The sequence below is a fragment of the Cupriavidus sp. 05N39 genome, assembly GCF_056397325.1.
In genome coordinates this window covers 13,073-33,787 of sequence record NZ_JBFTNE010000020.1, presented here as the reverse complement: position 1 = coordinate 33,787, position 20,715 = coordinate 13,073, and the positions used below count along the sequence as shown (strand labels likewise).

Annotated in this window: 18 protein-coding genes; 6 read left to right on the top strand and 12 right to left on the bottom strand. The window is 67.0% G+C overall.

The genetic code is table 11. The features are described 5' to 3' along the window. Nucleotides 1–30 precede the first annotated feature (30 nt). Nucleotides 31–930: a recombination-associated protein RdgC gene (locus tag AC1DN0_RS12235; protein ID WP_035875521.1), complete on the top strand. Its 900-nt coding sequence runs from the start codon at nt 31–33 to the stop codon at nt 928–930. Nucleotides 931–970: 40 nt separating this feature from the next. On the opposite strand, the gene AC1DN0_RS12230 is transcribed toward AC1DN0_RS12235, so the two are convergent. After that, the gene (locus AC1DN0_RS12230) at nt 971–1,822 is read right to left on the bottom strand and encodes an IclR family transcriptional regulator (protein WP_441625564.1); all 852 of its coding nucleotides are present in this window, start codon (nt 1,820–1,822) and stop codon (nt 971–973) included. A 218-nt stretch (nt 1,823–2,040) separates the two neighbouring features. Here AC1DN0_RS12230 and AC1DN0_RS12225 point away from each other — a divergent pair, with 218 nt between their 5' ends. Both AC1DN0_RS12225 and AC1DN0_RS12220 read left to right on the top strand, forming a co-directional pair. Beyond that, nucleotides 2,041–2,991 (top strand): Bug family tripartite tricarboxylate transporter substrate binding protein, encoded by a 951-nt coding sequence (locus tag AC1DN0_RS12225; protein WP_414629495.1) that lies wholly within the window; start codon nt 2,041–2,043, stop codon nt 2,989–2,991. Nucleotides 2,992–3,045: 54 nt separating this feature from the next. Next, nucleotides 3,046–5,394 (top strand): cytochrome P450/oxidoreductase, encoded by a 2,349-nt coding sequence (locus tag AC1DN0_RS12220; RefSeq protein WP_441625566.1) that lies wholly within the window; start codon nt 3,046–3,048, stop codon nt 5,392–5,394. Between the two features lie 43 nt (nt 5,395–5,437). Here the strand turns inward: AC1DN0_RS12220 and AC1DN0_RS12215 are convergent, their stop codons facing one another. Both AC1DN0_RS12215 and AC1DN0_RS12210 read right to left on the bottom strand, forming a co-directional pair. Then, a complete protein-coding gene (locus AC1DN0_RS12215) occupies nt 5,438–6,064 on the bottom strand; it encodes a glutathione S-transferase family protein (RefSeq protein WP_441625568.1) in 627 nt (208 codons plus the stop codon). Between the two features lie 62 nt (nt 6,065–6,126). Beyond that, nucleotides 6,127–6,483 (bottom strand): GFA family protein, encoded by a 357-nt coding sequence (locus AC1DN0_RS12210; protein ID WP_035875530.1) that lies wholly within the window; start codon nt 6,481–6,483, stop codon nt 6,127–6,129. Between the two features lie 56 nt (nt 6,484–6,539). Between AC1DN0_RS12210 and AC1DN0_RS12205 the strand changes: the two genes are divergently transcribed. Continuing rightward, the gene (locus AC1DN0_RS12205; protein ID WP_441625570.1) at nt 6,540–7,385 is read left to right on the top strand and encodes an AraC family transcriptional regulator; all 846 of its coding nucleotides are present in this window, start codon (nt 6,540–6,542) and stop codon (nt 7,383–7,385) included. Nucleotides 7,386–7,411: 26 nt separating this feature from the next. Here AC1DN0_RS12205 and AC1DN0_RS12200 read toward each other — a convergent pair whose 3' ends face one another. Continuing rightward, nucleotides 7,412–8,332 (bottom strand): LysR family transcriptional regulator, encoded by a 921-nt coding sequence (locus tag AC1DN0_RS12200; RefSeq protein WP_477102589.1) that lies wholly within the window; start codon nt 8,330–8,332, stop codon nt 7,412–7,414. Between the two features lie 124 nt (nt 8,333–8,456). Here AC1DN0_RS12200 and AC1DN0_RS12195 point away from each other — a divergent pair, with 124 nt between their 5' ends. Next, entirely contained in the window at nt 8,457–9,380 is a 924-nt protein-coding gene (locus AC1DN0_RS12195; RefSeq protein ID WP_477145748.1) for a DMT family transporter, read from the top strand. A gap of 9 nt (nt 9,381–9,389) precedes the next feature. Here the strand turns inward: AC1DN0_RS12195 and AC1DN0_RS12190 are convergent, their stop codons facing one another. Further along, entirely contained in the window at nt 9,390–9,626 is a 237-nt protein-coding gene (locus tag AC1DN0_RS12190; protein WP_441625576.1) for a hexameric tyrosine-coordinated heme protein, read from the bottom strand. A 199-nt stretch (nt 9,627–9,825) separates the two neighbouring features. Here AC1DN0_RS12190 and AC1DN0_RS12185 point away from each other — a divergent pair, with 199 nt between their 5' ends. Beyond that, nucleotides 9,826–10,164 carry a thioredoxin family protein gene (locus AC1DN0_RS12185; RefSeq protein ID WP_441625578.1) on the top strand — a complete coding sequence of 113 codons (339 nt, stop codon included), beginning with the start codon at nt 9,826–9,828 and terminating at the stop codon, nt 10,162–10,164. Nucleotides 10,165–10,255: 91 nt separating this feature from the next. On the opposite strand, the gene AC1DN0_RS12180 is transcribed toward AC1DN0_RS12185, so the two are convergent. The 7 genes from AC1DN0_RS12180 to AC1DN0_RS12150 form a co-directional block, all read right to left on the bottom strand. Beyond that, nucleotides 10,256–11,458, bottom strand: a complete 1,203-nt coding sequence (locus tag AC1DN0_RS12180; RefSeq protein ID WP_035875536.1) for a ribonucleotide-diphosphate reductase subunit beta — start codon at nt 11,456–11,458, stop codon at nt 10,256–10,258. A gap of 82 nt (nt 11,459–11,540) precedes the next feature. After that, complete coding sequence (locus AC1DN0_RS12175; protein ID WP_477145747.1) at nt 11,541–14,483, bottom strand: ribonucleoside-diphosphate reductase subunit alpha; 2,943 nt, start codon at nt 14,481–14,483, stop codon at nt 11,541–11,543. Nucleotides 14,484–14,984: 501 nt separating this feature from the next. Next, nucleotides 14,985–15,602, bottom strand: a complete 618-nt coding sequence (gene ampD, locus AC1DN0_RS12170) for a 1,6-anhydro-N-acetylmuramyl-L-alanine amidase AmpD (protein WP_441625582.1) — start codon at nt 15,600–15,602, stop codon at nt 14,985–14,987. Next, nucleotides 15,595–17,304 (bottom strand): sigma-54-dependent transcriptional regulator, encoded by a 1,710-nt coding sequence (locus AC1DN0_RS12165; protein ID WP_441625584.1) that lies wholly within the window; start codon nt 17,302–17,304, stop codon nt 15,595–15,597. The genes ampD and AC1DN0_RS12165 overlap by 8 nt, the downstream gene beginning before the upstream one ends. A gap of 97 nt (nt 17,305–17,401) precedes the next feature. Continuing rightward, nucleotides 17,402–19,471 (bottom strand): sensor histidine kinase, encoded by a 2,070-nt coding sequence (locus tag AC1DN0_RS12160; protein WP_441625586.1) that lies wholly within the window; start codon nt 19,469–19,471, stop codon nt 17,402–17,404. Next, a complete protein-coding gene (locus tag AC1DN0_RS12155; protein ID WP_441625588.1) occupies nt 19,468–19,743 on the bottom strand; it encodes a PP0621 family protein in 276 nt (91 codons plus the stop codon). Before AC1DN0_RS12155 ends, AC1DN0_RS12160 begins: the two co-directional genes overlap by 4 nt. 7 nt (nt 19,744–19,750) lie before the next feature. Continuing rightward, nucleotides 19,751–20,683 (bottom strand): cytochrome C assembly family protein, encoded by a 933-nt coding sequence (locus AC1DN0_RS12150; protein ID WP_441625590.1) that lies wholly within the window; start codon nt 20,681–20,683, stop codon nt 19,751–19,753. Nucleotides 20,684–20,715: the final 32 nt, after the last annotated feature.

Below are 20,715 nucleotides of genomic sequence, written 5' to 3'. Positions count from 1 at the left end.
GCTAGAATCGCTCCCTTTGGCCGAATTCCCATGTGGTTCAAGAATCTCCAGCTGCACCGTCTGTCCGCACCGTGGTCCCTCGCCGCCGACGAGGTCGAAGCCTGCCTGGCGCGCCACGCCTTCTTCCCCGGCACCAGCCTGGAAATGCAGACCCAGGGTTGGGCCTCGCCGCGTGAAAACGGCGCCCTGGTGCATCAGGTCGGCAAGCAGATGCTGCTGACCATGCGCACCGAGAAAAAACTGCTGCCCTCCACCGTGGTCAACCAGGTCACCAAGGCGCGCGCCGCCGAGCTGGAAGAGCAGCAAGGCTTCAAGCCGGGCCGCAAGCAGATGCGCGAACTCAAGGAACAGATCACCGAAGAGCTGCTGCCGCGCGCGTTCAGCATCCGCCGGGACACCCGTGTGTGGATCGATCCGGTCAACGGCTGGCTTGCCATCGACGCCGCCGCCCCCGCCAAGGCCGACGAAGTGCGCGGCCTGCTGTTCAAGGCGATCGACCCGCTGCCGCTGGAAAACCTGCATGTGAACCAGTCGCCGGTCGCCGCCATGACCGACTGGCTGGCCACCGACACGGCGCCGGCCGGCTTCACCGTCGACCAGGAGATGGAACTGCAATCCAGCGCCGAAAGCAAAGCCACGGTGCGCTATGTGCGCCACCCGCTGGATGCCGAGGACCTGCGCCGCCATATCGCCGCCGGCAAGCGCTGCACGCGCCTGGCGATGACCTGGAACGACCGCGTGTCCTTCGTGCTGACCGAGTCACTGACGATCAAGCGCGTGGCGCCGCTGGACGTGATCAAGGAACAGGCCGGCGCCAGCGCAAGCGATGAAGACGAACGCTTCGACGGCGACTTCACCATGATGGCCGGCGAACTGGCCAATATGTTGTCGGATCTGACCGAAGCACTGGGCGGCGAGCGCAAGGCCTGAGCCGGCGGGCCTGATTGACAGGCCCGCGCCCTGGCAAGCATTAAACAGCACCGCCGCCCTGCGGTGCCGCGGCGTATCCCAGCAGCGCGCTGGCCGCCTGCGCCTCGCGGCGCACGGCGATGGCAATCGGCCCGTCCATCGCGGCATCGAAGCCGCCCGTGGCGCCCAGCGCCGTGATTACCCCACAGATGCGGCCTGTGTAGTCGTACAACGGCGCGGCCACGGCGCTGATGCCCTTCAGGTTGGTATCCCGCACCACCGCGCACCCCGCTCGCCGCACTTCCTCTCGCAGCACCCCGACAGGATCGTCACGATCGAGCTGCGCGCGCAACTCCGGCGCCGCCGCGGCGAGCTCTTCTTCCGCCATCGCGCGCACGCGCGGCTCGTCCAGCAGGCCGAGCAGCGTGCGCCCCGTGGCCGACCACAACATCGACAACACCGATCCCACGCGCACATTGACCGTCACGGGAAGCCCGGGCTCCTCGAAACGCACGATGGTCGGGCCCTTGTTCCCCATCACGGCCACGAAGCAGGTGACGTCAAGGCTCTCGCGCAAGCGGATCAGCGACGGCTCGGCGATCCGGACCGGATCCACCTGCCGCATCGCCGCCAGGCCGATCAGCATGGCCTCCACGCCGAGAAAATACTGCTGCGACCCCGACTCCTGCGCCACCAGCCCCTCATCGATCAGGCTGGCCAGGTAGCGGTGCACCTTGGCCGGGCTTTCGGCGATATGCGCGGCCAGCGCGGTCAGGCTGGCGCGCCCGCCGAGATTGGCCAGCCCCTTGAGCACGGTCATGCCGGTCTGCGCCGATTGCACGCGCTGCCGCCGCTCGCGCGCCGGCGGCTCCGCGGGCAACGCGGCGTCGTCTGGATCGAGTGTTGTCTTCATGGCCGGAGATTCTAGTGCGGTGCGGGCCGCCGCGTCAGGAACATTGGCACGGCGCCCGCAAACCCGCGTTAATCCACGTTAACCCGCATCGCCAGATTACGCAATGCGTATATCATTTACGCATAACGAAGTCGAAGACGCAAACAGCCGCCAAGCCGCTGCCGACAACAAAACGGGAAACAGGAGACAAGATGATCACAGTCCGCAAATGCATCGCCATGGGCCTGGCCGCCATCCCCTTGCTGGCGGCCACCGCCAGCGCGGAAACCGCCTTCCCGTCCAAGCCGGTCCGCTGGGTGGTGCCCTATGCGGCCGGCGGCGGATCTGACTTCCTGGCGCGCTCCATCGGCCAGGCGCTTTCCGCCCGGCTTGGCCAGCCGGTGGTGGTAGACAACAAGCCGGGCGGCAACACGGCAATTGCCGCGGCGGAGACCGCACGCTCCCCGGCGGACGGCTATACGGTGCTGTCGGCGGACAACGGCACGCTGGTGTTCAACCCGGCACTGTACAAGACCCTTTCCTACAATCCGGTCAAGGATCTGGCACCCGTCACCCTGCTGGGCCGCTTCCCGATGATCCTGGTGGTCGGCCCCGGCATGAACGTCAGCAACGTGCAGGAGTTCATCGCCCGCGCCAGGTCCAAGGCGGGCGGCATCGACTATGCCTCCGCGGGCGCGGGCAGCCCGCACCATCTTGCGATGGAACTGCTCAAGGTGGAAGCCGGACTGAATATGGTCCACGCCCCTTATCGCGGCGCGGCGCCCGCGCTGGCCGACGTGGCCGGCGGGCAGGTCCCGGCCATGATGGTCGACCTCGCCGCGGGCGCGGGCTTTATCAAGGGCGGCAAGGTCAAGGCGCTGGCCGTGGCCAACCCGACCCGCCTGCCCCAGTTGCCGGACGTGCCAACCTTTGCCGAGGCGGGCTACAAGAACGTGGAAGCCGCGGCCCTGGTCGGCATGGTAGTGCCGGCCGCCACGCCGCCGGACATCATCGCCACGCTGAACAAGCAGGTGGTGGCCGCCATCAAGGAGCCGGCCGTCAACAAGCGGCTGGTGGACTTCGGCGTGGAGCCTGTGGGCAACACGCCCGCGCAATACGCTGAGCTGCTGCGCAGCGAGACCACACGCTGGCACAAGCTGATCCGCGACCTGAAGATCACCCTGGACTGACCGCCGCGCCTTGTCGCGCAAGGACCCCGCAAAACGAACACCGGAGCAACAAGCATGGCCAACGCCACCCCCAATCCGCGCGCCTCGGGATGCCCCGTTGACCACAGCTTGCTGGCGGCGCAACGCACGCCAACCGGCTGCCCGGTCAGCCAGGGCGCCGCCGGCTTCGATCCCTTCGAGGATGCCTACCAGCAGGACCCGCCCGAATACGTGCGCTGGGCGCGCGAACAGGAGCCCGTCTTCTACAGCCCGAATCTGGGCTACTGGGTGGTGACGCGCTACGACGATATCAAAGCGATCTTCCGCGACAACCTCACGTTCAGCCCCTCCATCGCGCTGGAGAAGATCACGCCGACCGGGCCGGAGGCCAACGCCGTGCTGGCCTCTTACGGCTACGCCATGAACCGCACGCTCGTCAACGAAGACGAGCCCGCGCACATGCCGCGGCGCCGCGTGCTGATGGAGCCTTTCACGCCGGAGGAACTCAAGCATCACGAACCCATGGTGCGCAGGCTGGCGCGCGAGTATGTCGACCGCTTTATCGACGACGGCCGCGCCGACCTGGTCGACCAGATGCTGTGGGAAGTGCCGCTGACCGTGGCGCTGCATTTTCTCGGCGTGCCCGAGGAAGACATGGACCTGCTGCGCAAGTATTCCATCGCGCATACGGTGAACACCTGGGGGCGGCCCAAGCCGGAGGAGCAGGTGGAGGTCGCGCATGCGGTGGGCAACTTCTGGCAGCTCGCCGGCAAGATCCTCGACAAGATGCGGCAGGACCCGTCCGGGCCGGGGTGGATGCGCTACGGCATCCGCAAGCAGCAGGAGCACCCGGAGATCGTGACGGACTCCTACCTCCATTCGATGATGATGGCCGGCATTGTCGCCGCGCATGAAACCACCGCCAATGCGACCGCCAATGCCATCAAGCTGCTGCTGCAGCATCCGCGCGCATGGCAGGAGATCTGCGAGGACCCGGGCCTGATCCCGAACGCGGTGGAGGAATGCCTGCGGCACAACGGCTCGGTGGCCGCCTGGCGGCGCCTGGCCACGCGCGACGTGCAGGTTGGCGGCGTGGACATTCCCGCCGGCTCCAGGCTGCTGATCGTGACGTCGTCGGCCAATCACGACGAGCGGCACTTCGCCGACGCGGATCTGTTCGACATCCGCCGAGAAAACGCCAGCGACCAGCTCACCTTCGGCTACGGTTCGCACCAGTGCATGGGCAAGAACCTGGCGCGCATGGAGATGCAGGTTTTCCTGGAGGAACTCACGCGGCGCCTGCCCCATATGCGCCTGGCGGAGCAGCGCTTCAGCTACGTACCCAACACCTCGTTCCGCGGCCCCGAGCACGTGTGGGTGGAGTGGGACCCGAGGCAGAATCCCGAGCGCGCCGACCCTGCCTTGCTGGACGTACAGGTGCCGGTACGCATCGGCGAGCCTTCGGGCCATGCCCTGAGCCGGCCGGTGGTGGTGGCTGGCGCAGCCCGCGCGGCCGAGGGCATCGTCAGGCTGCGGCTGGTATCGCCCGATGGCCAGCCGATGCCGCGCTGGACACCGGGCTCGCATATCGACGTGGAATGCGGCGATACCGGCCTGTCGCGGCAGTACTCGCTGTGCGGCGATCCGGACGACAGCGGCGCGCTGGAGATCGCCGTGCTGCGGGAAGCGCAAGGCCGCGGCGGCTCCGCATGGGTCCATGACAGCGTAAAGGCCGGGGACCGGCTGAAGATCCGCGGACCGCGCAATCACTTCCGGCTGGACGAGAGCGCGGGCAAGCTGATTCTTATCGCCGGCGGCATCGGCATCACGCCCGTCAGCGCGATGGCGCGGCGGGCGAAGCTGCTCGGCATGGACTACGAACTGCACTACAGCGGCCGTTCACGCGCATCCATGGCACTGCTCGACGAACTGTCCGCGCTGCATGGCGATCGCCTGCATCTCTACGCCAGGGACGAAGGACGGCGCAACGATTTCGCCAGCCTGCTCGCGCATCCCGAGCCGGATACGCAGATCTACGCCTGCGGCCCGGCGCGCATGCTCGAAGCCCTGCAGCAAGCCTGCGCGGGCTGGCCCGAGGACGCGCTGCGGATCGAGCATTTCCAGTCCGCGCTGAGCACCCTGGACCCCGGCCAGGAGCAGGCCTTCGAAGCCGAGCTGAAGGACTCCGGCCTTGTCGTCACGGTGGCGCCCGGCCAGACCCTGCTGGCCGCGCTGCGCGCCGCAAACATCGACATGCAGAGCGATTGCGAAGAAGGCCTGTGCGGCTCGTGCGAAGTGCGCGTGCTGGCCGGCGAAGTGGATCATCGCGACGTGGTGCTCACCCGCGCCGAGCGCGAAGCCAATACGAAGATGATGGCGTGCTGCTCGCGCGCGAAGTGCACGCGGCTGGTGCTGGAGCTGTGAGCGGCGGCGCTTGTCCGCGCGCCGCCGTCGTTGGCCGAGTCGATCAGCCGCCCTGCTCCGCCACCAGCCTGGCGTCGATCGCACGCGCGCGCGCCACCGCCGGACGCGCGTTGATGCGGTCGATATAAGCCTGCACCACCGGCGTCGCCTCGACCAGCTTGAACATGGTGGTCCAGGTCAGCGCGGTGCCCCACAGCACATCGGCGGCGGTGAAGGTATCGCCCAGCAGGTAGGGCCCTTTTTCCAGCTGGCCGAGCAGCGTGCCGATCGTGGTGTCGTAGTCTCCATAGGGACACATCGCGCGCGGCGTCTCGCGCTGCTGCGAGCGGTCCACCAGCGCCGGCTCGAAGCACGAGCCGTAGAACGCCATCCAGCGCAGGTAAGGCCCGCGCAGCGGATCGGTCAGCCCGGGAGCGAGTCTTGCCTGCGGGAAGAGGTCGGCCAGGAAGATGAACACGGCGGTCTGCTCTGTCACCAGCGCGTCGCCATGAAGAATCGCCGGCACCTTGCCCATCGGATTGATGGCCAGGTAAGCCGGCTCGCGCTGCTCGCCGGCCTTCATGTTGAGCGGGTGGAGGCGATACGGCACGCCCAGTTCCTCGAGCAGGGTCAGTGCGCCGGTGGAACGCGTATTGGGCGAGTGGAACAGGGTGACTTCAGGCTGGGACATTGCGTTGGCTCCAGAGGGGGAAAGCAATCGGTAAGATCGGATCGGATCGGAAGAGAGCGCCGCTACAGGCTGGCGCCATCCACTTTCCTGGGCTGCAGTTGTGTCAGGTCGACGCCATCCAGGCAGCGCACATTGATGGCCGCCACGCGCGAGCCGTCCGGCATGCTGCCCAGCGCGTAGGCCTCCACGCCGCAGGTCTCGCAGAAGCGATGGTCGATCACATGCTTGTTGAACTTGTAAGTGCGCGTGGCCTGCGCGCCGTCGGTCAGCGTGAACTTGTCCGCGGGGGTGAACGACCAGATGAACCCGCGCTTGCTGCATAACGAGCAATTGCACTCGATGGCGCCAGCCAGGTCGATGTCCACTTCATACCGTACAGCGCCGCAATGGCAGCCGCCGGAGTAACGGGATTCTGGCATGGTTGTCTCCGATATCATGGCGCTTTGCCGAAGCCCATAGTTTTGCACCGATCCTCATGCCCAGATTGGAAAAACGCGACACGCATGCACCCGTCACCGCCGAGCCCAAAGGCATCGTTGACCCGCGCGGCACCGGGCGCCGCATCCGGCTCGGCCGCTATCTGCCATCCGAGGCGCTGGCGCCCTTTGTCGAGCACTACTGGATCGTCGAGTGGAACCTGGAGGGCCACGCGCCGGAGGTGCAGCGAGTGCTGCCCTATCCGAACGCCAACCTGGTGTTCGACCACAGACAGACGGCGATTTTCGGCGTGGTGCGCGGTGTCTTCGACCGCAAGCTCGAAGGCGCTGGCCATGTGCTCGGCGCGCGCTTTCGCGTGGGCGGCCTGCGCCCCTTTCTGGATGAGCCGATGTCGGCGTTGACCGATGGCACGCGCCCGGCGCGCCCTCTGCTGCAGTGCGACGAACGCCACGCGGAAGCACTGGTGCTCGATGCCGGCAGTGACGAGGCCATGGTGAGCGCCGCCGAATCCCTGCTGTCCGGCGCATTGCCCGCGCCAGACCCGGCCGTGGAGCAACTGCAACGCGTGGTGGCGCATGCCGCCAGCGCGCAGGGCCCGGCCAGCGTGGAAGCGCTGGCGCAATACGCCGGCGTGGGCGTGCGCGCCCTGCAGCGGCTGTTCCAGGAATATGTGGGCGTGTCGCCCAAATGGATGCTGCGGCGCTATCGCCTGCAGGAAGCGGCATGGCGGCTGGCGCGCGGGGAGCCAGTCGGCCTTGCCCAACTCGCCGCGGATCTCGGCTATTTCGACCAGGCCCACCTGACGCGCGATTTCACCAGGCTGGTCGGGGTTTCGCCGGGCGACTACCAGCGCTCGCAAAACACGTCGGCAAACAGCCGCTGACCGCCACGGCAGCAGCGCAAGCTTTGTCAGCCGGCGCTGCCGATGTGTTCCGCCAGGTAATCGATCAGCACCCGCACCTTCGGTGGCAAAAAGCGATTGGGCGGATAGAGCAGCCACACCGAACCCACATAGGCGCGCGCCTGCAGCTCCCAGTCGGCCAGCACCTGCACCAGTTCGCCACTCTGCAACGCGCCGGCCGCGGCGAAATCCGGCAGGCTGGCGACGCCGAAGCCCTGCTGCGCGGCTTCAAGCCGCGCGCCAGCGTGGTTCGCGATATAGCGCCCCCGTACCTCCACGGTCTGCGTCTCGGTGTCTCTGCGAAACCGCCAGCGGTTGTCGTCGGCGGTTTCGCCAAGGTACAGGCAATCGTGCTGCGCGAGCTCGCGCGGATGCGCCGGCGTGCCGCGTGCGCGCAGGTAAGCCGGCGAGGCGCACAGCACCCAGCGCACCGTGCCCAGGCGCCGGCCCGCAAGGCCGGGCGGCGGGTGCTGGGTCGGGCGGATCACGAGATCGAGGTCGTCATCGAGCGGATCGACCTCGTGATCGGTAAACAGCAACTGGAGGTCGATCTCCGCGTACGCGCGCAGGAAACCCGGCACGAGCGGATGGATCACCGTCTTCGCAAACGCGGTCGGCGCGCTCAATCTGACCCGGCCTTGCGGCCGGCCCATCAGGTGACCGGCCGCATCCATCGCCCCCGACGCGGCGCTCACCACGTCGCGGCAGTACCGGTACACCTGCGCACCCGACTCCGTTACGCGCACCTTGCGGGTCGACCGCTCCAGCAGGCGGGTCGCCAAGGCTTCCTCCAGCCGCTTGATCTGGCGGCTGACCGTGGAAGGCGTGCTGCCGAGCTGGCGCGCGGCGACCGAAAAATTGCCCGCATCGACAACGCGCGCAAACACCGCCATGTCGGGCAGCAAGGCGAAAAGTTCGGTTGGGTTCATATGGCGTGATCGCGGCCGGTGCACTGGATTAATGCATCTGTGACATAAAGGCTTTGCACATCGACCCGATTATCACCGTGGATGCAAAATTCGACAATGCAGGACCCATTGCCCGAGAACCGCCATGCCTGCTCAAAAACGCTTACTCCTGCTGTCCGACCTGATGCTGCTCGCGGTTGCCGTGGTCTGGGGCAGCAGCTACGGCGCGGTCAAGAGCGCGCTCGTGTTTTATCCCGTACTGGGCCTGCTGGCGTTGCGCTTCGGCATCACCTTCCTGGTGTTGTCGCCCACGCTGGCCAGGCTGCGCCACGCCGACGCCGCCACGATGCGCGCCGTGCTTGGCACCGGGGTACTGCTGCTGGGCATCTTCCTGTGCGAGACGTTTGGCGTGCTGCTCACGCGCGCGTCCAACGCCGCCTTCCTGATCAGCTTGTGCGTGGTGCTGACGCCGCTGGTCGAATGGCTGCTGCTCAAGCGCAGGCCGGGCACCATCGAATGGGCGGCGGTAGCCCTCTCGTTGCTGGGCGCGTGGTTGCTGGCCGGCGACGGCGAGTTCGTCCTCAATCYCGGCGATGGACTGATCCTGGCCGCCGCGGTGTTGCGGGCGCTAATGGTGTGCGTGACCAAGCGAGTGATGCGCGCGGCGCCGCTGCCGGCTCTGACGATGACGGCGGTGCAAGCGGGCGTGGTGGCCGCAGGCAGCGCGGCCCTGGCGCTGGTCCTGATGCCCGCCCAGTGGCAACCCATCCCGTCGCTCTCCGGCCACGGGGCATTCTGGGCCACGGTGCTGTACCTGGTGATCGCCTGCACGCTGTTCGCATTCTTCGCGCAGAACTACGCCATCAAGCGCAGCAGCCCCACGCGCGTGGCCTTGCTGATGGGCAGCGAACCCGCGTTTGGCGCCCTGTTCGCAGCCTTGTGGCTGGGGGAAAGGATCTCGGCCACCGCGTGGACCGGCGGTGGCCTGATCGTCGCGGCATCGCTGCTGGCCACGGTGCGCTGGCGCAAGCCGGCCAAGGCAGAGGTACCGCAGGCCACGCAGGCCTGACGCCCGCGCTCAGCCGCGCCAGTGATTGTTCGCGGCGGCGATGGTCGCAAACTCCGTTGCGACGATCTGCCCGACCTGCAGCAGCATGGTCGCGTCGTTGGCATAGACGGCCCGCAGCGTTTCGCGGACCTGGTCGTCGGGCTGGGTCGCCCTGATGATCAGCCTTGCCATTTTCACGGCCAGCTGGCGGCCTTCTTCGGCGGTCGGGGTAATCAGGGTTCCGTTGGGGACAAGCGGGAATGACATGGTCACGCTCCTTGGTGTTTGTGGGAGTCCATCAGGACAATCCAGCCTAGGAGGCGGAACGCGCGGGGGCAATAGCCAGTGTCGGGGATTTAGAGGTAGCCAGCGGCATTGCCCAATCGGCTGGTAGTCGGCAGTGCGATGCCGCGTTCGCAAGAATTACAATTCACAAACGGAGATCCGGCAAGCGAGGGGACTGACCATGACGATGACCGATGTGTACGCTGCGCGCGAACCGGCGCGGGCCGAGATCGACGAGATGAAAGGGGCGGCCGTGATCGAATTCGGCGCACCGTGGTGCGGCCACTGCGTGCGGGCCCAGCCCCACCTGGCCAGCGCGATGAACGCCCATCCGGCAGTCCGGCACATCAAGATCGAGGACGGCAGCGGCAAGCGGCTGGGCCGCGCGTTCAGGGTCAGGCTATGGCCCACGCTGGTGTTTATGCGCGATGGCCTGGAGGTCGCGCGGCTGGTGCGGCCGGGTGATGCGGGGGCGATTGAAGAGGCGTTGACGCGAATCGACGGAGCGCCTTCATCCTGATGCGGTCAATGAAAACAAAAAAGCTCCCGAAGGAGCTTTTTTGTTCATGCGTCACGCCATGCCGCGTGCGACAACAACATGACAACGACGCTCAATCCCAGGACAACGCTCCACCCGTCTGATACTCGATCACACGCGTCTCGAAGAAGTTGCGTTCCTTCTTCAGGTCGATCATCTCGCTCATCCACGGGAACGGGTTTTCCTCGTTCGGGAACAACTGCTCCAGGCCGATCTGCTGGCAGCGGCGGTTGCAGATGAAGCGCAGGTAGCCCTTGAACATCGGCGCGTTCAGGCCCAGCACGCCGCGCGGCATGGTGTCCTCGGCGTAGCGGTATTCGAGGTCCACGGCCTTCCTGAATAGCGCGGTGATCTCTTCCTTGAACTCGGCGGTCCACAGGTGCGGGTTCTCGAGCTTGATCTGGTTGATCAGGTCGATGCCGAAATTGCAGTGCAGCGATTCGTCGCGCAGGATGTACTGGTACTGCTCGGCGGCGCCGGTCATCTTGTTCTGGCGGCCCATTGCCAGGATCTGCGTGAAGCCCACGTAGAAGAACAGGCCTTCCATGATGCAGGCGAACACGATCAGCGACTTGAGCAGCTTCTGGTCGTTTTCCGGCGTGCCGGTCTTGAAGGCCGGGTCGGTCAGCGTGTCGATGAACGGGATCAGGAACTCGTCCTTGTCTCGGATCGACTGCACTTCGTGGTACGCGTTGAAAATCTCGGCTTCATTGAGGCCGAGCGACTCCACGATGTACTGGTAGGCGTGCGTGTGGATCGCCTCCTCGAAGGCCTGGCGCAGCAGGTACTGGCGGCATTCCGGCGCGGTGATCTGGCGGTAGGTGCCCAGCACGATGTTGTTGGCGGCCAGCGAGTCGGCGGTGACGAAGAAGCCGAGGTTGCGCTTGATGATGCGGCGCTCGTCTTCGGTCAGGCCGTTCGGGTCCTTCCACAGCGCGATGTCGCGCGACATGTTGATTTCCTGCGGCATCCAGTGGTTGGCGCAGCCGGCCAGGTATTTTTCCCAGGCCCACTTGTACTTGAACGGCACCAGCTGGTTGACGTCGGTCGAGCCGTTGATGACGCGCTTGTCGGCGGCATTCACGCGGCGGTCCGTCGGCGCGTCGGACGCCGGCAGGTTGCCGAGGATACCCGTGCCGGCCGGCTGCGTGGCGGCCGGCGGCAGCACGCCGTGCTGGTCGACAGAGCGTGCGGCGGCAGGCGTGGCGGTGGGGTTCGGCGCGGGCTGCGGGGCAGCCTGCGGGGTGGCTTGAACGTCGTCGTCCCAGCTCAGCATGGTGTGGTTCTCCGTGGAATGCTTTGGTTTGCCGTGGCCCTCGCCGCGCAGCGGCGCGGCGAGGGGGCCGGCAGGTAATGACTTACTGGCAGGCTTCGCACTCGTYGAAGCCAGCGTCGCCCGGGCGCATCGTGCAGACCGCGCCCTCGGCTTCCGGCATGGCCGGTGCGGAGGCGGCGGCCTGGTCGATACCGGCGGCGCCGATGCCACCGTCGCTACCCGACGACACGGCATTCAGCGAGCCGCGCGACACCGTGGATTTCTCCACGTGGGTGGCTGCCATCGTGCGCAGGTAGTACGTAGTCTTCAGGCCGCGCAGCCAGGCCAGCTTGTAGGTGTCGTCCAGCTTCTTGCCCGAGGCGCCGGCCATGTAGATGTTCAGGGACTGAGCCTGGTCGATCCACTTCTGGCGGCGGCTGGCGGCTTCCACCAGCCAGCTCGGCTCGACTTCGAAGGCCGTTGCGTAGATATCGCGCAGGTCTTGCGGGATGCGGTCGATGCGGGCCAGCTTGCCGTCGAAATACTTCAGGTCGGCGACCATCACTTCGTCCCACAGGCCGCGCGCCTTCAGGTCGCGCACCAGGTAGTCGTTGACCACCGTGAACTCGCCCGACAGGTTGGACTTGACGTACAGGTTCTGGAAGGTCGGTTCGATGCAGGCCGACACGCCGATGATGTTCGAGATCGTTGCCGTCGGCGCGATCGCGATGCAGTTCGAGTTGCGCATGCCGTGCTGCTTGATGCGCGCACGCAGGCTGTCCCAGTCCATGGTCGAGGAGTGATCCACTTCCAGGTAGCCGCCGCGCTCTTCGGCCAGCAGCTTGAGCGAGTCCTGCGGCAGGATGCCGCGATCCCACAGCGAGCCTTCATAGGTGCTGTAGCGGCCGCGTTCCTCGGCCAGCTCGCTGGAGGCGCGGTAGGCGTAGTAGCACACCGCTTCCATCGAGGTGTCGGCGAACTGCACGGCGGCGTCGCTGGCGTACGGCAGGCGCAGCATGTGCAGGCAGTCCTGGAAGCCCATGATGCCCATGCCGACCGGACGGTGGCGCAGGTTGGAGTTGCGGGCCTTCTCCACGGCGTAGTAGTTGATGTCGATCACGTTGTCGAGCATGCGCATCGCGGTGCGGATGGTCTTCTCGAGCTTGGCGTGGTCGAGCACCTGGGTGCCGTCGGCCTGCTGCTTCAGGTGGGCAACCAGGTTCACCGAACCCAGGTTGCACACGGCGATTTCGCTGTCGTTGGTGTTGAGCGTGATTTCCGTGCACAGGTTGGAGCTGTGCACCACGCCCACGTGCTGCTGCGGGCTGCGGATGTTGCAAGGATCCTTGAAGGTGATCCAGGGATGGCCGGTCTCGAACAGCATGCCCAGCATCTTGCGCCACAGCTGCATGGCGGGAACCTTCTTGAACAGCTTCAGCTCGCCATTGGCGGCCTTGGCTTCATAGCCCAGGTAAGCGGTCTCGAAGGCCTTGCCGACCAGGTCGTGCAGGTCCGGGCAGGTGGCGGGCGAGAACAGGGTCCACTCGCCGCCTTCCATCACGCGCTTCATGAACAGGTCGGGAATCCAGTTCGCCGTGTTCATGTCGTGGGTGCGGCGGCGGTCGTCGCCGGTGTTCTTGCGCAGCTCGAGGAATTCCTCGATGTCCAGGTGCCAGGTTTCCAGGTAGGCGCAGACCGCGCCCTTGCGCTTGCCGCCCTGGTTGACCGCCACGGCGGTGTCGTTTACCACCTTCAGGAACGGCACCACGCCTTGCGACTTGCCGTTGGTGCCCTTGATGTGCGAGCCGAGGGCGCGCACATTGGTCCAGTCGTTGCCCAGGCCGCCGGCGAACTTCGACAGCAGCGCGTTTTCCTTCAGCGCTTCGTAGATGCCTTCCAGGTCGTCCGACACGGTGGTCAGGTAGCACGACGACAGCTGCGAGCGGCGGGTACCCGAGTTGAACAGGGTCGGCGTGGACGACATGAAGTCGAACGACGACAGCAGCTGGTAGAACTCGATGGCGCGTGCTTCGCGGTCCTTCTCGCCCAGTGCCAGGCCCATCGCCACGCGCATGAAGAATGCCTGCGGCATTTCGATGCGGGTTTCGTCGATGTGCAGGAAGTAGCGGTCGTACAGGGTCTGCAGGCCCAGGTAGTTGAACTGGAAGTCGCGCTGGGCGTCCAGTGCGGCGCCCAGGCGGGCCAGGTCATAGGTGGCCAGCTTTTCGTCCAGCAGCTCGGCTTCGATGCCGCGGGCGATGAACTTGGGGAAGTATTCGGCGTAGCGCGACACCATTTCGGTCTGGGTGACTTCGGCTCCCAGGATTTCCTTGCGGATGGTGTGCAGCAGGATACGCGCGGTGACCTGGCTGTAGGCCGGGTCCTTCTCGATCAGGGTACGCGCGGCCAGGATGGCGGAGTCGTAGACCTGGGTCATCGGCACGCCGTCGTACAGGTTCTTCAGCGTTTCCTTCAGGATCGGCTCGGCGCTCACGGCGTCGCCAAGGCCCGAGCAGGCATTGTCGATCAGGCCGTGCAGCGCGTTCAGGTCCAGCACGCGGGCCACGCCGCCATCGGTCACGTTGAACGTGACGCCGCCTTCCTGCACGCGGGCGACTGCCTGGGCATTGGCCTGGGCGCGCTCCTGGGTGCGCTTTTCACGGTACAGCACATAGGAGCGGGCCACTTCATGCTCGCCCGAGCGCATCAGCGCCAGTTCCACGTGATCCTGCACGTCCTCGATATGGAAGGTGCCGCCGTTGGGGCGGCTGCGCAGCAGGGCGCGGACCACGTTCTGGGTCACTTGCTCGACCACTTCGCGCACACGCGCCGAAGCGGCACCCTGCCCGCCGTTGACGGCGAGGAAGGCCTTCGTCACCGCCACCGAGATCTTGCTCGGCTCGAACGCCACAACGGCACCGTTGCGGCGGATGATCTTGTAATCCTGGTAGCTGCCAGCGCCGGCAGTAGCGGGGCTCGACTGCGCGTTCGCTGCTGCACCGGCGGCGGCGGCGCCGGTGGAAATGTCGTTCTGGGCTGTCTGCATGAGGAACTCCTGTTCTGACCCGTGTTTTATGAGTGACAAAGAGTCCCGGGCAAAATGCGCAAAAAGGCTCTGACACGCCGGCCGGTCTTACCCGGGAGGGCGCGCTGCTTTGCTGGATTCTGCTGGGACTCTTGTGATGCGCCGGCCCTTCGGCGGACCGCAGCCATTGCTGCGGCGGAAACTGCACACCTAGGCCGGCTCCCCGAAAGCACCACTAGATCTAGTGGTCGATGCGAAAAACTGGACTAAGTATAGTGAAATGGGGCGGATTCACCAGTCTTGACAAGCGCTTTTTTGGCGCGATTTCTGGTGCGGGCGCAGCATGCGGCGCTGCGCCAAACCCGCCAACCCAAGCGACTCAAGGGATCCCGCCCGACGGTGCGTTACCGCACTGTGACGCGAAATTTTTTTGATTGAGCTGGCCACTCCGATAGGCGCGGACTTTATCAGGGTTTTCCCCAGATTCACGCTATCCCCCAGGCCCCGCAATTGAGGCTTGCTTCAAGGCTGGTCTTTGCGGTAAGGCAACTGCCCCGGAGCCACGCCAGCAGCGGCGGCAAAGCCGGCCCAGTCGAAATGCGGGCCAGGATCGGTCTTGCGTCCGGGTGCGATATCGCTGTGCCCCGCCACCGCGCGCACCGGATAAGCGCCGAGCAGGGCACGCACCAGCGCGGAGGTGGTGTGGTATTGGGCCAACGCGAAAGGCTGGTCGTCGCTGCCTTCAATTTCGATGCCGATGGAAAAGTCATTGCAACGCGGCCGCCCGAAGAACTCGGATTGGCCGGCATGCCAGGCCCGGTCCAGGCAGGAAACGAACTGGACCAGTTCGCCCTCCCGCGTCACCAGGAAATGCGCCGAAACCCGCACCTGATGGATCGTCGCGAAGAAAGGATGGCGGGACGGGTCGAGGCGGTTCTGGAAGAAGGCCTCGATATCGCCGCTGCCGAACTGGCCCGGCGGCAGGCTGATATTGTGGATCACCACCAGGTCGACCGGCATGTGCGCGGGCCGGGCGTCGAAGTTGGGCGACGGAACGCGGCGCGCCGCGGGCACCCAGCCGGCCGGATCCGGGTGGAATCCAGGCCCGGGCGCGATCTTGCCGTTGTCGTGCTCAGGCATCGCGCTCTCCATCGGCGGCCAGCAGCCCACCCATCGGGCCGTCGCGCATCGCTTCGCTGGCGTCGGCACCGTCGGCCGCGTCGTCGCGGCCCTCGCGGATGCCAAGTTGCTGGATGCGGTAGCGCAATTGCCGGAAACTCAGGCCCAGCAGCGGCGCGGCGGCGGTGCGATTGAAACCGGTCTGCTGCAGCGCCTGCAGGATCAGGTCGCGCTCAAGCGCTTCCAGGCGGCCGGTCAGGTCGATCGGGAAGGTCGCGCGGCAAGCCGCTCCCTCCCCATCGCCCAGGCTTGGCGCCGCTGGCTGCGAAAGCGCAGCCGCGTGCGCGCCGGATCGGGATTCCGGCGGCGCTTCATGCTGGAGATCCGGCCTGAGACCGGACGGCGCTGCCGGCACAGCAGGCAGCGGCGGTGGCGCGCCGGCCCCTGGGTAGGCGACAGGCGCCGCCCAGGGCGCCGCGTCCGCCGAAGACACAGAGGCAGGCGGGCGCGGCAAGGCCGAATACCCCGTGCCCGCGTCCAGCGGGCCAAGGTCGTCCACCTCGATGGTTTCGCCTTCCGCGAAGGCGTAGGCCCGCTCCAGCAGGTTCTCCAGTTCGCGCACGTTGCCGGGGAACGAATAGTCGGACAGGCGTTGCAGCGCGGCCGCCGAAAGCCGCTTGGGATGGGGATCGCCGTAGCGCACCGCCAGGTGCTCCAGGATGGCGCCCGCCAGCACCGGGATATCTTCGTGCCGTTCGCGCAGCGTCGGCACGCGCAGCGCCAGCACGTTGAGCCGGTAGAACAGATCCTGGCGGAACTGGCCGGACGCGACCATCGCGGAGAGATCCTTGTGGCTGGCGCACAGCACCCGTACATCCACGCTCTCTTCGCGGCTCGCGCCGATCTTGCGCACGCGCCGCTCCTGCAGCACGCGCAGCAGCTTGACCTGCATCGCCAGCGGCAGATCGGCCACTTCGTCGAGCAGCAGCGTGCCGCCGTTGGCGGCCTGGAAGAAACCGCCGCGCTCGGCGTCGGCGCCCGTGAAGGCTCCCTTCACATGGCCGAAGAACTCCGATTCCATCAGGGTTTCGGGGATGGCGCCGCAATTGACCGCGATAAAGGGATGCGCGGCGCGCGCGCTCACCGCGTGAATGGCGCGCGCGGCGCGCTCCTTGCCGCTGCCGGACTCGCCGCTGATCACGATCGGCGCCATGCTGCGCGCCAGCCGGGACAGCGAGCGGCGCACCTCATGCATGGCCGGCGAATGGCCAGGCAGCAGGCTGGCCGCGCGGTCCGCGCTCTCCCGCACAACCGCGCCGGCACCCTCGGCGCCGTCACGCTGCTGGCGTCCCAGCGCATTGAGGATCAGGCTGCGCAACTGGTCCAGCGAGACCGGCTTGGCGATGTAGTCGAACGCGCCGGCCTTGAGCGCCTCCACGGCGTTGTCGGCGCTGCCATAGGCTGTGATCACGGCGACCGGCACCCGTTCCGGCGCACTCGAGAGCTGGCGCACGATATCGATGCCAAGCCCGTCGCCGAGCCGCATGTCGGTCAGCACCAGGCTATAGCGGCGCGCGGCTAGCTGCTGGCGCGCCTCCGCCAGCGAGCCAGCCAGCACCACGTCGTGGCCCATGCGGCGGATCGAGATATCGAGCAGTTCTCGCAGGTCGGCCTCGTCGTCGATGACGAGAATCGGATCGGGGCCTGGCGTCTTGAGGAGCATGGGTCTGCGTCTGGCGGTCTGGCGAAGTGGAATTGGTGCATTGGCGCGCGGCGGCCTGGCTGACGGCCTGGCGAACCGTTCGCGGCGGCAGCGCGGCTCAGCCGCCCGCGTTGTCCGGCGCGTCGATGCGCAGGGTCAGGACAAAGGCCTTGGCCGGCAGTGTATCGCGTGCCGCGGGCGCCAGCATGCCGGTCTGCGCCAGCAGCGCGTCAAGTGAAATCGTACCGTAGCGTACCTGGGCGTCGTTGGCGCCGCATAGCTCGCGCGCCATGAACAGGCCCAGGCCGGTGCCCTGGGCGTTGCTGGTAAAGAATGGCTCGAACAGCGTGCGCTGGTGCTCGCGCGACACCTCGACGCCATCGTTCCAGATGATCAGCTCGACGTGGTGCTGGTCCAGCGCGTGGGCCAGCAGCCGGATCGCGCCGGGCAGGCGGCTGCAATAGCGCCAGGCGTTGTCGAGCAGGTTGCCAAGGACCTGCTGCAGCTGCGACGGATCGAAGATGACCGGGCGCGCTACATCCACCGTGAGCCGCACCGCATTGGCGTTGATCTCCGCCGGCCGCGGCACGCGCCGCGCGCCGACCGGATCGTCGTTGACGGAGCGCGAGCGCATCTCCAGCCGCCAGCGGCTGATGATCTCGGGCAGGGCCTGGTTCAGGTCCACGGCAGAGCGCTCGGTGCGCGGGCGGCGCGACATCTGCAGCACGTCCGACACCACCTGGTCGAGCCGGCGCACATTGTCGTGGATGATGCGCAGCAGCCGGGCATCCACATCGCCTTCGGGCCGCCCCGCCTCGCCGGGACGCACGCCCCGGCGGCTGGTCTCGGCCAGCAGTTCGCTGGCCTGGCTGATGGCCGCCAGCGGATTGCGGATCTGGTGCGCCACGCTCGCCACCAGCCGCCCCATGGCGGCCAGTTTTTCCTGTTGCACCTGCTCGGCGATGCGTTCCCAGCTCTCGATGTGCACCAGCACCGTATCGCGCATCTCGCTGCGCAGCAGGGCCTCGTCCTCCGGGCGCCAGGCCATGGCCTCGCTCTGCGCGATGGCCAGGCGCAGCCGCGCCGCCGCCTCGGGCGACAGGTCGTTCCAGGTGCCGGTGTTCATGGCGCTCTGCGCCCCGAGCGAGACCGACAGCGAGGATGCAAAGGTCGAGCGCAGGCTGGCCAGCCCCGGCAGCAGGAAGCGCAGCCGCAGCCGCGTATGCAGGATGGGGCCCCGGCCCGAGGAGGGCCGCGAAGGCAGCGGCAGCAATTGCAGGATGCGCGGCGCGTCATCCTTGCTGCGCACCCAGTCGCGCAGCATCTCCATCAGCGGCTGCAGGCGGGGAATCTGGCGCAGGTCGAACAGCGCGTCGCGCCCGGTAGCCGGCGTGGACGTCTGCTTGCCCCGTTCGGCGGGCTGCACGCCCAACAGCACCACCGCGGCCGGGTTGGCCGCCACCACCACGCCGTTGGCGCGCAGCAGCATCACGCCATCCTGCATGTCGTTGACCATCAGCCGGTTGACCAGCTGCTGCAGGCGCAGCTCCTGCTCGCGCGCCAGCGCCAGCCGCTCCTGCGCAAGCTGGCGGTTGGCCAGCAGGTACATCAGCGAGGCCGCGATCATGAAGACCAGGCCATACAAACCCGAGCCCAGCAGGCCAGTGTCCGCCTGGCGCAGCAGCAGGGTCTGCGCGAAGGGGGCGCTCATCACCACCAGCGCCGAGACCGCCGCGGTGAATAGCGCGAACAACAGGCTGGTGAGCGCGCCGGCCTGCAGCGCCGGCAGCAGGAAGATCATGGCCAATCCCTCGCCGCGGTGGCCCTGCGCGAGAAAAATCAGGCCCAGCAGGACAAGGTCGGCCAGCACCTGGAAGCGCACCCGCAGATGAAAACCGCGGCGCCACCACAGCGTCGCGATCACCATCGCCAGCGCCACCCCGGCATACGGCACGGCCAGCGGCAGCGCGGCCAGGCCGTTGCCCAACCCCTGCGCGACCCGCTCGGTATCGCCGCGCTGCGCCGGCAGCCAGGCGTAACCCAGCAGCAGCACGGCCACCGCCAGCCGCGTCCAGCTGAAATAGCGCAGCAGGCGCCAGTGGAATTCGGGAGGCTCCAACTGGCGCCACAGTGCGGTGACGGCGCGCCAGGCATTCAGGCGGGACCAGAACGAGATGCTACCGTTCATGCGGCCGGGCTGTCCGGATCGCTGTCGGCAGGCAGGTGGGCGCGCCGGCAGTAGTGCAGGCCGCGATAGGCGATCGCTTCGCCCAGCGGCAGGTGCACGCCGCATTGCGCGCACTGCACCATGGGTTCCTGCGCGGGCTGGGTGCGGCCTTGCGACCCTTGCGCGGAACCATGCCGGGCGGCGCGATCCTCCCGCTGGCGCGCCTCGGCGCGCTGGCGAAGCCACCAGAAGAAGCCCAGCACCACGGCCAGGACCAGGAAGATGCGTGCCATGCCGGCCTCAGAGTCGGTGCAGGATGACTTCGATGACGAAGCGGCTGCCGACATAGGCCAGCAGCAAGATGCCGAAGGATGCGATCACCCAGCGCAGCGCGGTGCGCCCGCGCCAGCCATAAAAGGTACGTCCGGCCAGGATGCCGGCGAACATCGCCCACGACAGCAGCGCGAAGACGGTCTTGTGATCGAGCCGGAAGGCCCGTCCGAACAGTTGCTCGGAGAACAGCAGGCCCGACAGGATCGTCAGCGTCAGCAGCACGAAGCCGGCGCCGATCAGGCGGAACAGCAGTTTTTCGAGCGTCAGCAACGGCGGCAGCAGGTCCAGCCAGCGGCCTATCCATTGCGCCGGCTCGCTGGCCTGGCCGATCTGGGGCGAGCGGTTGAAACCGTGCAGGCGGCGTTCAGCCAGCAGCATCAGGAAAGCATGGAAGGCTGCCAGCGTGAACAGGCCGTAGGCCACGTTGGCGATGATGAAGTGCAGCTTGAACAACGGCCGCGCCGCATAGCCCAGGATCTGCGCACCGGGAAAGGCCAGCGGCATCAGGCTGGCCAGCATCGCCACCGGGATCACGATCAGGCCGAGACCGGCCAGCGAGAAGAAGAAGCTCTCGATCCAGTAGATGCCCACGCCCAGCCACAACATGGCCGACAGCGCGAAGGCAAAGCCGAACACCATGCGGTCGGCCGGGAAGATGGTTTCGTGCAGCAGCAGGCCGTGGCTGGCCACCGCGGCCAGCATCAGCACATGCCACCAGGCCGGGCGGTCCTCGCCGCGTCCGCCGGCGCCCCCGCCGCCCTGCAGCAACACGGTGGTCGCCGCGCCCCCGATGGCGCCGCCGGCGCCGGCAGCCGATAGCTGCGGGTTGCGCGTCGCCCAGCCGTGATAGGCCAGGCCGCAATAGAGAAGTGCCGTCAAGGCATACAGTACAATGGCCATTTGCACAGTTTACCTTAGCGCCCCGTCCCGGT

Bases quoted from the DNA above. Each gene is read 5' to 3' on its own strand.
- AC1DN0_RS12235 (WP_035875521.1), top strand. From the start codon at position 31: ATGTGGTTCAAGAATCTCCAGCTGCACCGTCTGTCCGCACCGTGGTCC.
- AC1DN0_RS12230 (WP_441625564.1), bottom strand. From the start codon at position 1,822: ATGAAGACAACACTCGATCCAGACGACGCCGCGTTGCCCGCGGAGCCG.
- AC1DN0_RS12225 (WP_414629495.1), top strand. From the start codon at position 2,041: ATGGGCCTGGCCGCCATCCCCTTGCTGGCGGCCACCGCCAGCGCGGAA.
- AC1DN0_RS12220 (WP_441625566.1), top strand. From the start codon at position 3,046: ATGGCCAACGCCACCCCCAATCCGCGCGCCTCGGGATGCCCCGTTGAC.
- AC1DN0_RS12215 (WP_441625568.1), bottom strand. From the start codon at position 6,064: ATGTCCCAGCCTGAAGTCACCCTGTTCCACTCGCCCAATACGCGTTCC.
- AC1DN0_RS12210 (WP_035875530.1), bottom strand. From the start codon at position 6,483: ATGCCAGAATCCCGTTACTCCGGCGGCTGCCATTGCGGCGCTGTACGG.
- AC1DN0_RS12205 (WP_441625570.1), top strand. From the start codon at position 6,540: ATGCCCAGATTGGAAAAACGCGACACGCATGCACCCGTCACCGCCGAG.
- AC1DN0_RS12200 (WP_477102589.1), bottom strand. From the start codon at position 8,332: ATGAACCCAACCGAACTTTTCGCCTTGCTGCCCGACATGGCGGTGTTT.
- AC1DN0_RS12190 (WP_441625576.1), bottom strand. From the start codon at position 9,626: ATGTCATTCCCGCTTGTCCCCAACGGAACCCTGATTACCCCGACCGCC.
- AC1DN0_RS12185 (WP_441625578.1), top strand. From the start codon at position 9,826: ATGACGATGACCGATGTGTACGCTGCGCGCGAACCGGCGCGGGCCGAG.
- AC1DN0_RS12180 (WP_035875536.1), bottom strand. From the start codon at position 11,458: ATGCTGAGCTGGGACGACGACGTTCAAGCCACCCCGCAGGCTGCCCCG.
- ampD (WP_441625582.1), bottom strand. From the start codon at position 15,602: ATGCCTGAGCACGACAACGGCAAGATCGCGCCCGGGCCTGGATTCCAC.
- AC1DN0_RS12165 (WP_441625584.1), bottom strand. From the start codon at position 17,304: ATGCTCCTCAAGACGCCAGGCCCCGATCCGATTCTCGTCATCGACGAC.
- AC1DN0_RS12160 (WP_441625586.1), bottom strand. From the start codon at position 19,471: ATGAACGGTAGCATCTCGTTCTGGTCCCGCCTGAATGCCTGGCGCGCC.
- AC1DN0_RS12155 (WP_441625588.1), bottom strand. From the start codon at position 19,743: ATGGCACGCATCTTCCTGGTCCTGGCCGTGGTGCTGGGCTTCTTCTGG.
- AC1DN0_RS12150 (WP_441625590.1), bottom strand. From the start codon at position 20,683: ATGGCCATTGTACTGTATGCCTTGACGGCACTTCTCTATTGCGGCCTG.